This is a genomic window from Pyxidicoccus xibeiensis (assembly GCF_024198175.1).
Classification (GTDB): domain Bacteria; phylum Myxococcota; class Myxococcia; order Myxococcales; family Myxococcaceae; genus Myxococcus; species Myxococcus xibeiensis.
This window is the reverse complement of record NZ_JAJVKV010000001.1, coordinates 1,132,928-1,147,526: the sequence shown is the minus strand read 5'-3', so window position 1 is coordinate 1,147,526 and position 14,599 is coordinate 1,132,928. Positions and strand designations below refer to the sequence as shown.

The following is a 14,599-nucleotide window of genomic DNA, read 5'->3' as shown; positions in this document are numbered from 1 at the left end:
CCGGGACGGCGATGCACAACATCTTCTTGCCCGGCTATTCCGGGCCACGTTCGCCGGGGTACGTCATATGAAGCGGTTGAAGTCGCTGGGCTGGGTCGTCACTACTTGCGCCGCGCTGGCGGGCTGCGGCTCCGGACAGCCGTCCGAGCCGGCCGCCTCGGCGGAGACCCTCGGCTCGGGACGCGCCGCGGCGGGCAGTGGCTCCAGCTCCAGGAAGATTGTCGACTCCCCGCCCACCGCCGCACCCAGCGCCTGCACCGCGCTCTACGCGAGCCCCCAGGCCCAGGCGGCGCTCACCCAGGCCGCGGTGGACCCGGGCCTGCGGGCCGACGGCGCGATGCGCACGCTCATCCTGTCGTTCAACACCGACGAGGCCGTGGCGCCCGCGGTGAGGACGCTCACCGGGCTGCTCGGCCTGCGCGTGGGGGACGGGGTGGGGGCCCTGAAGTCGCTGCCCATGGTGGCCATCAAGGCGCCCGTCACGCCCATCCTGCTGACGCTGCTGCGCACGCAGCTGCAGCCGCTCGGCCTCCTCTCCATCTACGAGGACCGCCCGCTGGAGTACTTCCTCGACGAGAGCGTGGCCTATATCGGCGCGGACACCGCGCGCACCGCGTTCCAGGCCACCGGCGCCGGCATCGGCGTGGGCGTCATCGACTCCGGCATCGACGGCACGCACGGCGACTTTCCCAACATCGCGCGCAACGTGAAGATTGTCGGCCCGGTGACGGGGCTGCCGCTGGGCGGCGCGCTCTACCTGGACACGCCGGACAGCGACCTGACGAGCGGCCACGGCACGCACTGCGCCAGCACCATCGCCGGCTCGGGGGCGCGCTCGGGTGGCAAGTACCAGGGCGTGGCGCCGGGGGCGACGCTCATCGGCGTGGGCGCCGGTGACGCCATCAGCGTCCTCTACACGGTGCAGGGCTTCGACTTCCTGCTGCACCCGGACGTGCGCGAGACGCACAACGTGCGCGTCATCTCCAACTCGTGGGGCACCACCGGCCGCTTCGCGCCGCTGCACCCCATCGCCATCGCCAGCAAGCGCGCGTACGACCTGGGCGTCATCGTCGTCTTCGCCGCGGGCAACGAGGGGCCGGGCGCGGACACCCTCAACCCGTACAGCGCTTCGCCCTGCGTCATCTCCGTCGCGGCCGGCACCGCCAAGGACACGATGGCGGCCACCAACCCGCTCGTGAGCCAGGACCTGCCCGGCGCGCTGGCGGACTTCTCCAGCCGCGGCATCCCGGGGGACGCGTTCCACCACCCGGACGTCACCCTGCCGGGCGTCAACATCGTCGCCGCGCGCGCCACCACCGGCGTGCCCGCCATCGTCCCGCCCTACCTGGGCCTGGACGGCCTGCACCCGGAGCCCTTCTATTCGTCCATCTCCGGCACCTCCATGGCCACCCCGCACCTGTCGGGCGTCATCGCGCTGATGCTGGAGGTCAACCCGGCGCTGACGCTGGACGGCGTGCTCGCGGCCCTCACCTCCACCGCGAAGCCCATGCACGTCACGCAGCCGGACGGCACGTCGCGGCAGCTCGAGCCGTGGGAGGCGGGCGCGGGCTACGCGGATGCCTACGCCGCCGTGCGCGTCGCGTCCGAGACGGCCGGCACGCGCTACCGCACGGAGACCACCGCGCTGCCCGCGTGGACGGGCCACGTGGACACCAGCATCATCCTCCCCGTCGCGGACGTGACGCTGGTGTCCGCCGAGCACAACCACAGCCTCGTCGTGCCCGCCGGTGCCAGCGCGCTGCGCGTGAGCACCGGCTGGGGCAACCCCGCGTTCGACCTGGACCTGTATGTCTACGGCCCCAACGGGGCGCTGGTGGCCACCAGCGCCAACGGCACCTCCACCGGTGAGGCGGTGGCCGTGCCCAACCCCGCCGCCGGCACCTGGCGCGTGCAGCTCAAGGGCTTCCTCAACACGCCGACGGAGTACACCGGCACGGCGGCGGTGGACCGGCTCGTCCCGCTGCCGTAGGCCCTGCTTTCGAGGTGAAGCACCCGGCGCGCCTCGCTCCCGTCACGTGGGGGGCGGGGCGCGCCTGTTTCGAGCCGCGTCGCCCGCTAGTTACGGGACGGGTAGATGCCTTCCATCGCGATGATGAAGTTGATGCAGGTGTAGGGCGACATGTTGTTGTGGGGCTGGCTGCCACCGGCGACGCCAATCGAGGCCGGGTTCATGGTGCCGTCGATGGGCGCGGCCCGGTAGTTGGTGATGGTCGCGCTGGAGTCCGCCGCCAGCACGGTGCCGACCGGCGTCTCCGTGTCGCCGTTCTGGCTGCTGACGTTGAGGGTGTGGTTGTGCGCCGGCATCTGCGTCGAGATCAGCGTCACCGTCTCCGAGCCGCCCTGCTCACCCAGAGTCCGCGGGGACAGGCCCGGGCCCTGGCCGGGCTGCATGGGATAGCGGCCGCGCAGGTCCGGCAGCGCGAACGTGGTCTGCCCGTTGCCGCCGTACGTCGTGCCCAGGATGGAGAAGAGGGCCGTGTTCTGCGCGATGGAGAGGATCTGCCCCTGGCAGAACTGCCAGCCGCGAGGGGGGAAGTTGCCTGCGAACATCATGATCTGACCGATGAAGGGCTCGGACACGTACGCCTACCTTTGGTGTGAGTGTTTCAGGAGCGACAAAAACATGCCGCCTGCTCCCTGAGCAAAGGACCGGCCATGTGTGAGCCCTTGAGTCGGATGTGACTCCAGCCCGGCGAAGACATGCAGTCGGACCCCCCCCTTCATGGGCCGCGTCACTCGAAAACGCGTCTTGTCCGGACGCATCCGCGTTATCCGCGACGACGCGTGCGGTCACCCGGTTGCAGCAGCCCAACGCGTCCGGCGGTGACGCGGATGCGTTCTGGTGGAACGCCGGAGGGGGGCTGGAAACCGGGCTGTCAAACAGGCCACAATTGCCTCACTCCCTGCTGAGACCCGCATACGGTTGTGCCTGAGCCATCCTGGCTCGGGCCTTGCTGTGGCGCTCGGCGCTGAGTGCCCCGACGAGGAGAACCGTAGATGGCTCATGAGAACTGGCGACGCCCCGCGAGATGGTTTCAAGCACTCCCCCTGACCGCACTGCTCGTGCTGTCGGCGTGTGAGGAGGGCAAGGAAGGTCCCACGGGTCCGCAGGGTCCCGTGGGTCCAGCAGGCCCCGCGGGCGCGCAGGGCGCGCAGGGCGCGCAGGGCGCACCCGGTGCCCCGGGCGAGAAGGGTGACAAGGGTGACCTCGGTCCGGCGGGTCCAGCGGGTCCTCAGGGCCTTCCGGGTCCCGCGGGTGGCCCGCGCGGTGAGGAGGGGTTCTCCGCGCTGGTGCGCACCACCGCGGAGGCCGCGGGGGCGAACTGCGAGACGGGCGGCGTGAAACTGGAGACGGGCGTCGACGAGGACCGCGACGACACGCTGGACGACGAGGAGGTCGATGAGTCGCTGACGCGCTACGTGTGCAACGGCGAGCAGGGCATGCAGGGCCCCGCCGGCCCCACCGGCGCGCAGGGTGCGCAGGGTGAGCAGGGGCCCCAGGGTCTGCGCGGCGAGCAGGGCGTCGCGGGTCCGACGGGCGAGCGTGGGCCGCAGGGCATCCAGGGTGAGGTGGGCGCCACCGGTCCTCAGGGGCCTGCCGGTCCCCAGGGCCCGCAGGGGGCTCGCGGTGATACGGGTGCCACCGGTCCTCAGGGTGACACCGGTCCGCAGGGGCCTGCCGGTCCCCAGGGGCAGACGGGCTCGCAGGGTCCCCAGGGTCCCCAGGGTCCCCAGGGTCCCCAGGGCCAGTCGGGGCTGAATGCGCTGGTGCTCACGGCGTCGGAGGCGGCGGGCGCCAACTGCGCGACCGGCGGCGTGCGGCTGCAGGCGGGCATCGATGCGAACCGCAATGGCACGCTGGACGCGGGGGAAATCGACGCCGCGCTGACGCGCTACGTGTGCAACGGCGCGCAGGGTCCCACCGGTTCGCAGGGTCCGCAGGGTCCGCAGGGCCTGCGCGGCGATACGGGTCCGCAGGGCGCGGCCGGTCTCAACTCGGTGGCGGCGACCGCCGCCGAGCCCGCGGGCGCCAACTGCGCCACGGGTGGCGCGCGGCTCCAGTTCGGCACGGATTCCAACGGCAACGGCACGTTGGACGCGGGTGAGGTCAACGCCGCGCTGACGCGCTACGTGTGCAACGGCGCGCAGGGACCGCAGGGCATCCAGGGGCCCGCCGGTGCCACGGGCGCCACGGGCGCGACGGGTGCCACCGGTCCCCAGGGGCCGCAGGGTCCTCAGGGCCCGCAGGGTCCCCAGGGCTCGACGGGTGTGTTCGGTGATGGTTCGGGCGGCGCGCTCATCATCAGCACCCCGACCGACCTCACCACCCTGGCGGGCTACAACTCGCTCGCCGGCAGGCAGCACATGCAGTTCACCGACGTCACCATCAACAGCAGCCTCGTTGTCCCGAGCGGCACGGTCATCCGGGCCACGGGGAACGTCACCATCAACTCCACGGGCAGCGTCATCGTGGCGACGAGCGCCGAGGACACTGGCGCCGGTCCCGCGGAGTCGGGCGTGGGGCGCGCTCCGGCGGGTGAGCCCCAGGCCGGGCGTGGGCTCAGCCCGCTCCAGGCGGCTCATCTCAGGCAGCCTGGCGTCAACGGTGGCGGCGCGGGTGCCAAGCAGAGTGGCGTGGGGGGGGGCGCGGGCGGCGGCTCGCTGGTCATCCTCGCGGCGGGCAACTTCCGCGTGGTTGCGGGCGGCAGCATCAACGCCATGGGCGACAACGGTGGCGCGCTGAGCAACACCCCCGGCGCGGGTGGCGGTGGTGGCGGTGTCATCGTCGCCGTGGGCAAGACCTCCATCACCGTGAACGGCGCCCTCCGGGCCGTCGGTGGTCGGGGGGGGAACGGCGACAACGCGGGCGGCGCGGGCAAGGGCGGTGGCGGTGGCGGTGGCGGTGGCATCATCCACCTGCTGTCGTCCTCCTCTCCCGCGGTGACGGGCACCATTGACGTGAGTTCGGGGGCCGCGGGCGTGACGGCGAACCCCACGGGCGCCAGCCAGGCCATCACGGGCGGCGGCGGCGGCGGCGCGTGCGGTGGCAACGGCGGCGACGGCGGTGCAGGCAGTCTCACTGCGCCCCAGGCGCCGCAGGCGGGCGCGGCCGGGTACGACCTCCGGACGGTGGTGCCCTCGCCGGAGAACCTGTTCCTCTAGCAGCCAGACGTCCAAGGCATGACCGGGCGGCCCGCGAGCAATCAGCTCGCGGGCCGTTCGTGTTTCAGGCGCATGTCGCGTCTACCGCCGCCCGGGCCCGGGGAGCCTCAGCTCCCGCGCGGCGTGGGCACCCACTCCATGGCCAGGTACGGCTCCCCCTCCCCCGAGGGCTCCGCCGCATCCGGCCGGAAGCCGAGCCGGGTGTACAGCGCGCGCGCCGGGTTGTCCCGCAGCACGCGCAGCTTGAGCGGCACCCGCGCGCTCGCCGTCGCGTCCTGCAGGTCGCCCACCAGCTTCGTCCCCACCCCCGCGCCCCGGCTCGCCGGCAGCAGGGCGATGTCCACGAGGCGCCACTGCGTCGCATCCCGCGCCACCAGCAGCCGGCCCACGGGCTGCCCATCCACCAGCACCACCTGGTGGTCCGCCCCGGCGTACCGCAGGGCCTGGTCGCGCGTCTGGGCCAGCCACTGCATGCGCAGGAAGGCGTCCCGCTGCGCCGGAGCCCAGCCCCACATGGCCAGCTCGCCCTCCCGGGTGCTGGCGTACAGGGCGAACAGGAAGGCCTCGTCCGAGGCGGTGGCGGGGCGCAGCGAGACGGGCACGGTGGCGCCGAGCATGGACCGCCGGGCAACCCCGCGTCCACCAGCGCACGGCTCCGCGCCGCGACGTCCGCCACCCAACGCCGGAGGCCCGCGGCCGCAAGCCCGGACACCCCTGGATTCAAGGTCCATACGTCAGACCCGGATGGGAACCTTGGAGGAAGTTCAGATCAGGAGCACGCCATGAAGAAGACGCGAGACGAGGAACTGACGCTGGCCCTCCAGGAGGCCCGCGAGACGGAGGAGCGCTGGCGGGGTCTCGCCGCGCGGTTGATGGAGCTCGGCGACGACGCCATGGACGCGCAGCTCCTGGTGGCCTTCCGCGCCGCGCGGGAGGAGGGCGTGGTGCCGGCGGACGCGGGCTTCTTCCTGGTGGCCCACATCCTCACCGCCATGGCGGACGAGGCCATCTGCGACGAGCCCCGCGTGCGCGAGCTGGCGCGCGAGCTGGACATCATGGAGCGCGCGTACGGCGTGGGCGACGGCGTGTGGCGCGAGAATGGCGAGCCGCCCCCGGAGGAGTGGGAGGCGCTGTGCGTGGAGTACGAGGCCGCGTGCGACGACGCCCGCGCCATCTTCTTCCGCGCCTACGGTGAAGAGGAGATGGCCGAGCTGTACCTGATGGACCGCGCCTGCTTCCACCGCCGCTTCGAGAGCGGGCGCCGCTTCTTCCACGGCCTGCCCATGCTCCCCGAGCACCTGCACTGACGCACCGCCGGGGGCGGGAAGGGCCGCGCGGGAAGATTCGCCGCGCGCCTCGTTTCCCGAGGACCGGGGCGAGGCCCGGTGTGGGGTCTCGCGCTGGGAGAGGGAGGAGGCGGGCCTGGGGGCCCGTCTCCCACCTCGCGTAAACGCGGGCGCCAATCTCTCAAACCCCAGGAGTTCCGGGCACCTGGCCGAAGCCCTCTCACACATCCATGGCGTAATCTTACCGTGACGAATGCGTCAATTAGCCAGGCTTCAGGGTGGCGCAATGCGCTGTTGGTGAAGAGCCTTGCAGCAGGCTGGTGTTTTCGCCCGGCACACCCTATTTCCGCGCAGGTTTTCGGGCGGCGAGGGCGGTGGCGGGAAGGATGTCAATGCATACCATGGGTGTAGAGACTCGAAACTCCAAGGCGAGTCTCTAGCAGCTCCGCGCTGCACGGCGGCGCGCGACTCCGGAAGTGTAGTCCCCTCCAAGGACCCGGTGCCGCGCGCCGCCGCTCTTTTTTCCGGCGGCTAGAACTTCTCGGTGGCGGGCCTCAGGTCCAGCTCCTGCGTCCACGCGGAAGCCTTCAGCCCCGGTGCCCGGCTGCGCGTGCGGCGCTACATTGGCGCGCCATGACGACCGCCCACGCCACCCGTCTCCTCGAGTTGCTCTGGGAGCGCTACGCCGCGGAGGTGCCCTACGCGCGCACCTTCGTGCAGCTCTCCGGAGGCAGCTTCCGCAATGACCACGTCGCGCTGCGCTCCCTGGCGCGGCCCGGTGGTGGCATCGCCCTGTTCTCCCGGCCCTTCGAGCGGCTCGGCTGGAAGGCCGCGGGCGCGTACACCTTCCCGGACGCGCACCTGTCCGCCATCTACATGTCCCATCCCGCCGGGCTGCCGCGCGTCTTCATCTCCGAGCTGAAGTCCGAGGAGCTGTCCCCGCGCGCCCGCGAGCTGCTCTCCACGCTGCCCATGGACCCGCCCCCGCCCTCGCACGAAGACGTGGACGCGCTGGCCGCGTGGTTCTCCCCGCCGCCTCCGCCGGACGAGGCCGCGCTGCTGGAACTGGAGAAGGAGTCCCAGTACGGCGCGTGGCTGCTGGCCTTCGGCCGGAAGGTGAACCACTTCACCGGCTCCGTGGACGACGTGGAGGTGTGGCAGCGGCGCATGCGCGAGGCGGGCGTGCCCATGAAGGCGGACATCGAGGGCGCGGCCGGGACGTCGCTGCGGCAGACGGCCACCCACGCCGCGCCGCTGCCGGTGGCGCTCAAGGGCGGCGGCACGCGCGCGTGGCCCTATGCGTACTTCGAGATTGCGCAGCGCACCGCGGACTTCGACGGCTTCCTCGGGCCGCAGGCGCGCGCGCTCTTCGACATGACGAAGCGGGGTGGCTAGGCTCGGCGCGCAACTCATTGCAGGGGGAGCCATGAACGCGGCCACTGTCGACCTGTTGAATCTCGGCTTCGAGCTGGCCTCCCGGGTCTTCGACATCATCGAGGCGGACCGGGAGGCGGATTCAGCCAGACAGGTCGAGCAGACGGCCGAGATGTCGGCGCTCATCCAGTCGTCGGCCACCCGCCTTGGCAACGCGGTCCGCGAGGCGGCCGAGCGGGTCGTCACGAAGCTGGAGACCGACAAGCTGGAGGAGCTCCAGTCCCGTACGCGAAACCTCTCCATGCTCGTGCGGATGAAGCGCCCGGGGGAGGTGCTGCAGTACACCCTGCAGCTGCGCGAGTCCGTGGACTACGCGCACAACCGCCTGCGCGAGGGGAAGGACCTCTGGCTGGGCCCGTGGCTGGCGGGGCACGCCATGGTGATGGCGGCCCTGGTCTACTCGGGGACCTTCTCCCCCGAGGAGCTGGCGACCTTCGAGGAGGAGGTCCAGCAGGCCCGCACCCGGGTGCTGGAGCTGGCAAGGCCGTGGCTCCTGGCGTCGCCCGCCGTTCCCTGGGAAGAGGTCGCCGCCTTCGTCAGGGGCGAGAGCACGGTCCTGCTCCGCCGGCTGCTGGCACAGGACGCGGGCGCGGGCCTGCCTCCGGGGCAGGCGGGGCGCGGTGAAGCTGAAGGGGAGAGGACGCCGCCCGCGCCCGAAGAGGTCGCGGCTCGTGCGGCAGTCCACCTGAAGGACTGTGTGAATACGTTCCTGTCCCCTGCGATTCCAGACAAGAAGCTCAGGGGGGCACGGGGGGCGCTGATGAAGCGAGCCTCCGACAGTGAGCTGGTGATTGGCCTCATCGACACCACCGTCTTTGGGGGGTGTGAGGAGGGAGTCGCCCTGCTTGCCGACAGGTTCTACTTCAAGGAGCTGGCACAGGAGCCTGTGTGGTTGCCGTACTCGGCCATCCAGGGCGTGCGCGTCGAAGGGGGCGCCGTCTTCGTGGAGACGGCCCTGAAGACTGAAGCCGCGGAGCTGAATCCGGACAACCGCTTTGGTGCCGTGATGCAGCTCGTCGTCGCCGACTTGACGCTGGCCCACGGGCTGGCGGCATTCTTCAGTACCTTCGTGCCCCCTGACTCGGGCGCGAGGCTCAGCGCAGCGCGCGGATGACGCGGGCGGGGTTGCCGGCGGCGAGCACGTAGGGCGGCACGTCCTTCGTCACCACGCTGCCGGCGGCGATGGTGGAGCCCTCGCCGATGGTGACGCCCGGCAGGATGATGGCGCCGCCGCCAATCCACACCTTGGCGCCAATCGTCACCGGCCGCGCCAGCTCCGGGCCCTTGATGCGCTCGTCCGGGTCCAGCGGGTGTGTGGCCGCGTAGATGTGCACCCCGGGGCCAATGGAGACATCGTCGCCAATCGTCACCGGGTTGCAGTCCAGGATGACGCACTGGAAGTTGATGAAGACGCGCGCGCCCAGGTGGATATACGTGCCGTAGTCACACTGGAACGGCGGCTCAATCCAGACGTCCGGGCCCACGCTGCCCAGCATGCCGCCGAGCAGCTCCTGCCGCCGCGCCGTGTCCGCGTAGTCGGCGTCGTTGTACGCGCGCGTCAGGCGACGTGCGGCGACGCGCGCCACGGTCAGCTCGGGGTCCGTGGCGACGTACAGCTCGCCCGCCAGCATCTTCTCTCGCTCCGTCCGTGCCATGGCCTGGCAGCATCGCGCGTTTGCGCTCGAGCGGGGCCCGCTTTCGCGGCCGGATGTCCTGTGCGCGAAGCGCGCGCCCCTCGTGGCTATGATTGCCATAGGCGTTGCTGATGCCTCCCCGTAGTCATGTCTCGGGCATGGTGGTGCCACTCCGCGCGCCGCACGTACTCCCGCGCGCCCCTGCCTGGATGGACGCCCCGTGAAGACCTTCTCTCGTTGCCTGGCCTTGCTGGGGGGCCTGCTGGTCCTCCTCTCCGGCTGTGTCGACCCCGATGACGCACCGAAGGAGCGCACGGACGCGGGCATGCCCGCGGATTCCGGCGAGCCCCAGACACCTCACTTCTACGTCCAACCCCAGCAGACGCAGTACGTGGAGGGCGGCGGTGCGCTGAGCTTCAACGTCAGCGCGTGGAGTCCGAGTGGCAGCGCACTCCGCTTCGAGTGGACTGCCAGCGCCGGCACGCTGGGGCCCGCGCAGGAGACCGCCACCACGAGCCAGGTGCTGTGGACGGCCCCCGTGTGTGTGGCGACGGGGGAGCCCGTGGCCTTCACCGTCACGGTGACGGATGCGGAGGGCCTGTCGCAGACGTTCCCGTTCTCCGCCGTGGTCGTCTCGGACTGCCCGGCCTGGTCCACCACGGGCAACCTGGGCGCGGGCCGCGAGCGTCACACCGCCACGCTGCTGCCGTCGGGCGAGGTGCTGGTGGTGGGCGGGCGCAGCGGCGATGCGACGGTCTCCACGGCCGAGCTGTACGACGCGACGATGACGCGTACCTGGGCGTCCACCGGTGCCCTGGCCGGCAGGCGCATGGGCCACACGGCGACGCTGCTGCCATCGGGCGAGGTGCTGGTGACGGGCGGCTCCAACGAGACGGGGACACCCGTGGCCACCGCGGAGCTGTACGACCCGCGGACGCGCACCTGGGCGCCCACCGGTGCGCTGGCCGGGGCTCGCGCGGGCCACACGGCGACGCTGCTGGCTTCGAGCAAGGTGCTGGTGACGGGCGGCGCGGGCCTCGCGTCCTCCGAGCTGTATGACCCGCGGACGGGGACGTGGTCTCCCACGGGCAGCCTGGGGACGGGCCGCGAAGGGCACACGGCGACGCTGCTGCCGTCCGGCAGGGTGCTGGTGACGGGCGGCGCCGACGGCAGTGGGGCCCTGGCCGCGTCCGTGCTGTACGACCCGGAGTCGGGCGCCTGGACCTCCACCGGCGCGCTGGCGACGGGGCGCGTGGGGCACACGGCGACGCTGCTGGCCTCCGGCAAGGTGCTGGTGACGGGCGGCGAGGGCGCGGCCGGACTCGTCGCCACCGCGGAGCTGTATGACGCGACGACCGGCACGTGGAGCGCTACCGAGAGCCTGCCGGTGGGCCGCAGGGGGCATGCGGCCACGCTGCTGCCGTCCGGCAAGGTGCTGGTGACGGGCGGCGAGGGCCCGACGGGCTTCCCCACCGAGGCGCAGGTGTATGACCCGGCGAAGGGCGGGTGGACCGTGTCCGGAGGACTGAGCACGGGTCGCGCGAGCCACACGGCGACGCTGCTGGCTTCCGGCAAGGTGCTGGTGGCGGGCGGACGCAGCGGCGAAACGACTGTCTCCACGGCGGAGGTGTACGACCCGGGCGCGGGCACCTGGCGCCTCACCGGCAGCATGTCCACGCCGCGTCGTGGCCACACGGCCACGCTACTGCTGTCCGGCAAGGTGCTGGTGGTGGGAGGCCTGGGCGGTGGCAACACGGCGGAGCTGTATGACCCGGCGACCGGCGCGTGGACTCCCACGGGAAGCCTCACCGGGGAAGCGCGCATGGGCCATACGGCGACGCGCATGTACTCGGGGAAGGTGCTGGTGGTGGGGGGTACCGGCGAGCGGGGGCAGTCGCTCGCCTCGGCGGAGCTGTACGACCCGGAGACGGGCACGTGGACCTCCGCGGGCAGCATGACGACGGCCCGCTACGGGCACACGGCGACGCTGCTGCCGACGCGCGGGGTGCTCGTGGCGGGCGGCATCGACAGCACGCTGGGAACGCCCGTCGCCACGGTAGAGGTGTACACGAGCGCCTGGAAATCCATCGAACCGATGGCCGCGGCCCGGGCCCACCACACGGCGACGCCGCTGGGGGACCAGGTGCTGATGGTGGGCGGACTCGGCACGGCGGGGAGCGGCTCCCCGGCCATGGCGGAGGTGTACGACTGGTTCACGGAGGCCTGGTCCCCGGTGGGCACCCTGTCCCCAAACCGCTCCTCCCACTCGGCGACGCGGCTGGACTCGGGGAAGGTGCTGCTGGCGGGCGGGGAGCGCACCGAGGGCCCCGGCCATACGGCGGAGCTGTATGACCCGAGCACGAGGACCTTCACGGCCACGGGCAGCATGACGCCAGGCCGCCTTGCGCACATGGCGACGCTGCTGCCGTCCGGCAAGGTCCTGGTGGTGGGCGACCTCCTTCAGGGTGCCATCGCCTCCCCGGCGGAGCTGTATGACCCGGCGACGGGAACCTGGACCTCCACCCTGAGCCAGACTCCGGCGCGCTCCGGCCACACGGCGACGCTGCTGCCGTCCGGCAAGGTGCTGGTGACGGGCGGCTTGCGCCGCGACGGGAACCTCGGCCTCGCGACCTGCGAGCTGTATTCGCCCTGAGCGCCCCAGCCTCCGTGCTGGACGAGGTGTGTCATGGACTGCCCCGTCAATGCCTGACGGGGTGGCCGCCGTGACTCACCCACGGTTGTGACCGGGCTGTGACTGCCTCCGGATGGCTCGACAGGAATTCCATCCACCGGCAGCGGCCAGCTGCCGTGTGACAGGAATTCGCGAGTGTAGCCTACCTGCCAGAATTGATGATTGGCTTCCGCCGCGTTGACTCAAGGAGGCGCGAGGTCAGTCGTTCATCCCCGGCAGTGGGGCGGTGCGGGGCGCTGGAGGCTCGGAGGACATGGCAGGTGACGGCGAGACAGGCACCCGCAGCTCCCGGGTGCAGCTGTTCGGCGAGGCGCGGCTGCGCAAGGCAGACACCCTCGTGCCGCTGGAGCGCCGCACGGCGGGAGTCGTGGCGTGGCTTGCGCTGGAGGGCCCGCACCCCAAATACAGACTCGCCGGGCTGCTGTGGCCCGAGTCCAGCGAGGCCACCGCGCGCAACAACATGCGCCAGCTGTTGCGCCGGCTGCGGCTGGCCACCGGCGAGGAGCTGGTCCAGGGCACCGACGTCCTCAGCCTCGCCGACTCCGTCGTCACCGACGCGGCGGAGCTCCAGGCGCACGTGCAGGCCGGCCGCCACGCCCGGGCGCTGGAGCTGGACGGCGTGCTGCTGGGCACCCTGGAGTTCGACGACTGCCCCGAGCTCCAGACGTGGCTGGACAACGCGCGCGAGCGCATGGACAAGCTCCGCCGCCGCGCCGCCTTCGCCGAGTCCGAGGCCTGCGAGCGGCGCGGTGACCTGCCCGCGGCCCTGGCGCTCGCGGAGCGGCTGCTGAAGCTGGACCCGTTCTCCGAGGACGCGTGGCGCCGGCTGATGCGGCTGCAGTACGTCACCGGGGACCGCATGGCGGCCCTCAACACCTTCGAGCGCTGCCGCCGCCTGCTGCGCGAGGAGCTGGACACCACGCCCCTGCCGGAGACGCTGGCGCTCGCGCGCGAAATCGAGCGCGGCCCCGCCGCGTCGAAGCCCCTCCACGTGTCCCGGCCGAGGCTGCCCCTGTCCGTGCTGCGGCCTCCCGTGCTGGTGGGCCGCGAGAAGGAGTGGGCCCGCATGGAGGCGGCGTGGGAGGCGGGGCAGATCATCTTCCTCTGCGGTGCGCCCGGGGTGGGCAAGACGCGCCTGGCGCACGACTTCGCCGCGTCCAGGGGCACGTACCACACGCAGGAGGGCCGGCCCGGAGAGCAGCACATCCCGTACGCCACCCACGTCCGCTTCTCGCGGCAGATGCTGGCGAAGCAGCCGGACCTGGTGCTGGAGCCCTGGGTGCGGCGGGAGATGGCGCGCCTGATGCCCGAGCTGGCCGGGCCCGAGGGCGCGCCACCGCCCATGGAGCACGAAGGGGACCGGGCCCGCTTCCTGGATGCCAGCTGCGAGTTCCTCCGCCAGCTGTGCGCCGGCGTGGACACGCTCGTCACGGACGACGTGCAGTTCATGGACCCGGACTCGGCCGGCTTCGGCGAGCTGCTGATGTCGCGCGAGCACGCGCCCGGGCCGCAGCCGCGCCGCTTCGCGCGCTTCGTCGACACCGTGCGCCTGGACGAGCTGCAGCCGGAAATCCTGGAGCGCGTGCGCGGGCTGCAGGCCGCGGGGCTGGCGGTGGTCATCGAGCTGGAGCCCCTGGGCGCGGCTTCGGTGGGCGCGCTGCTCGGCAGCCTCGAGCTGCCCGGTGCGGAGCCGCTGGCGGCGGACGTGCTGCGCTACACGGGCGGCAACCCGCTCTTCATCATGGAGACGCTGCGCAACCTGCTGGAGACGGGGGGACTGGCGCGCGGCTGGCCCGAGCAGGTGCTGCCCACCGGGCGCGTGCGGCAGCTCATCCTGCAGCGCCTGCAGCGGCTGTCCCCGCCCGCCCTGCAGATGGCGCGCGTGGCGGCGCTCGCGCGGATGGACTTCGGGCTGGAGCTGGCCGGCGAGGTGCTGGAGCTCAACCCCCTGTCGCTGGCCACACCGGCGGCGGAGCTGGAGGCCGCGCACATCCTCCGCGGCGAGCGCTTCACGCACGACCTGCTCTTCGAAGCCGTCCGTGAGTCCATCCCCGGCTCCCTGGCCCTGCTGCTGCACCGGCGCCTGGCCGCCGCGCTGGAGCAGCGGAGGGCCTCGCCCGCCGCCATCGCCCAGCACTGGCTGGACGGAGGCGAGCCCCTGCGTGCCGCGCCCTTCCTGGTGGCCGCCGCCAACGCCCAGACGGCCGAGCTGCGCCACGACGAGGCGGCCCTGCTCTACCTGCGCGCCGCGGCGCTGCTGGAAGCAGCGGGAGACGCGGAGCAGGCCGCCCGCGTGAGGGCCCTGGTCCGCGTCAAGCACGGCGGGTAGCACGGCGAGCGCCGGGCGGCTCCGAGGCAGGCCGGACGGG

Annotated in this window: 10 protein-coding genes; 7 read left to right on the top strand and 3 right to left on the bottom strand. The window is 72.4% G+C overall.

The annotated features are described in order from the left end of the window. Positions 1 to 67 precede the first annotated feature (67 nt). The gene (locus LXT23_RS04620) at positions 68 to 1,990 is read left to right on the top strand and encodes a S8 family serine peptidase (protein WP_253978837.1); all 1,923 of its coding nucleotides are present in this window, start codon (positions 68 to 70) and stop codon (positions 1,988 to 1,990) included. Between the two features lie 86 nt (positions 1,991 to 2,076). Here the strand turns inward: LXT23_RS04620 and LXT23_RS04615 are convergent, their stop codons facing one another. Then, positions 2,077 to 2,601: a phage tail protein gene (locus tag LXT23_RS04615; protein WP_253978836.1), complete on the bottom strand. Its 525-nt coding sequence runs from the start codon at positions 2,599 to 2,601 to the stop codon at positions 2,077 to 2,079. A 711-nt stretch (positions 2,602 to 3,312) separates the two neighbouring features. On the opposite strand from LXT23_RS04615, the gene LXT23_RS50040 reads away from it, so the two are divergent. Next, positions 3,313 to 5,184, top strand: a complete 1,872-nt coding sequence (locus LXT23_RS50040) for a DUF7151 family protein (RefSeq protein ID WP_323378762.1) — start codon at positions 3,313 to 3,315, stop codon at positions 5,182 to 5,184. 107 nt (positions 5,185 to 5,291) lie between these two features. Here the strand turns inward: LXT23_RS50040 and LXT23_RS04605 are convergent, their stop codons facing one another. Continuing rightward, on the bottom strand, positions 5,292 to 5,801 hold the full coding sequence (locus tag LXT23_RS04605) for a GNAT family N-acetyltransferase (RefSeq protein ID WP_253978835.1): 510 nt from the start codon (positions 5,799 to 5,801) through the stop codon (positions 5,292 to 5,294). Positions 5,802 to 5,966: 165 nt separating this feature from the next. On the opposite strand from LXT23_RS04605, the gene LXT23_RS04600 reads away from it, so the two are divergent. From LXT23_RS04600 to LXT23_RS04590, 3 genes are all read left to right on the top strand, one after another. Then, positions 5,967 to 6,491, top strand: a complete 525-nt coding sequence (locus tag LXT23_RS04600) for a hypothetical protein (protein WP_253978834.1) — start codon at positions 5,967 to 5,969, stop codon at positions 6,489 to 6,491. Between the two features lie 612 nt (positions 6,492 to 7,103). Then, positions 7,104 to 7,865 carry a DUF1338 domain-containing protein gene (locus LXT23_RS04595; protein ID WP_253978833.1) on the top strand — a complete coding sequence of 254 codons (762 nt, stop codon included), beginning with the start codon at positions 7,104 to 7,106 and terminating at the stop codon, positions 7,863 to 7,865. A 31-nt stretch (positions 7,866 to 7,896) separates the two neighbouring features. After that, positions 7,897 to 9,018 (top strand): hypothetical protein, encoded by a 1,122-nt coding sequence (locus tag LXT23_RS04590; protein WP_253978832.1) that lies wholly within the window; start codon positions 7,897 to 7,899, stop codon positions 9,016 to 9,018. On the opposite strand, the gene LXT23_RS04585 is transcribed toward LXT23_RS04590, so the two are convergent. Next, on the bottom strand, positions 8,999 to 9,559 hold the full coding sequence (locus tag LXT23_RS04585; protein WP_253978831.1) for a sugar O-acetyltransferase: 561 nt from the start codon (positions 9,557 to 9,559) through the stop codon (positions 8,999 to 9,001). The two genes, LXT23_RS04590 and LXT23_RS04585, sit on opposite strands and share 20 nt — an antisense overlap. Positions 9,560 to 9,758: 199 nt before the next feature. Here LXT23_RS04585 and LXT23_RS04580 point away from each other — a divergent pair, with 199 nt between their 5' ends. Both LXT23_RS04580 and LXT23_RS04575 read left to right on the top strand, forming a co-directional pair. After that, complete coding sequence (locus LXT23_RS04580; RefSeq protein WP_253978830.1) at positions 9,759 to 12,191, top strand: kelch repeat-containing protein; 2,433 nt, start codon at positions 9,759 to 9,761, stop codon at positions 12,189 to 12,191. A gap of 292 nt (positions 12,192 to 12,483) precedes the next feature. Beyond that, positions 12,484 to 14,559, top strand: a complete 2,076-nt coding sequence (locus LXT23_RS04575; protein WP_253978829.1) for a BTAD domain-containing putative transcriptional regulator — start codon at positions 12,484 to 12,486, stop codon at positions 14,557 to 14,559. Positions 14,560 to 14,599 lie beyond the last annotated feature (40 nt).